The sequence below is a fragment of the Rhizobium ecuadorense genome, assembly GCF_001187535.1.
In the GTDB taxonomy this organism is placed as follows: domain Bacteria; phylum Pseudomonadota; class Alphaproteobacteria; order Rhizobiales; family Rhizobiaceae; genus Rhizobium; species Rhizobium ecuadorense.
The window spans coordinates 1-383 of sequence record NZ_LFIO01001722.1 but is presented as its reverse complement, the minus strand read 5'-3'; the positions used below and the strand labels follow the sequence as shown (position 1 = coordinate 383).

General features: G+C 56.1%; 1 pseudogene. It reads left to right on the top strand.

Going from position 1 to position 383, the window contains the following annotated elements:
- Positions 1-207 (top strand): annotated as a pseudogene (locus AF337_RS33175) (hypothetical protein); the annotation flags it as partial.
- Positions 208-383 lie beyond the last annotated feature (176 nt).

Below are 383 nucleotides of genomic sequence, written 5' to 3'. Positions count from 1 at the left end.
TTCAGCTACATCAGCGCCTTGGAAGGTGCGAGCAAGATTACGATTGGCGAGGGCCAGATCGTCGATGCCGGATACTTCCGTGTGCAGGGGACGAAGACTCACCCCGTCGTGGTTGGGCAGGAAGCAAGCCAGGCCGAGCGCGAGGTCATGAGGGAAGTTCTTCCGGGAGCCTATTCCTCCATCACGTTCAAGAAGTTCGGGGACTAGGCACGCCGGACGCCCACGGGGACGCGCCAAATCGCGTCCATTTTGTTCGGATTGCATTTACCTCAAGCACAGGCAGAAGTTGACCGTCATCAACGGCTATGGTTTCGGTCAACTAAGAAATTGCAACTAATGCGGGATTTATCCGCCGCATGGATTTAGGTCGCGGAAGGCAGTGA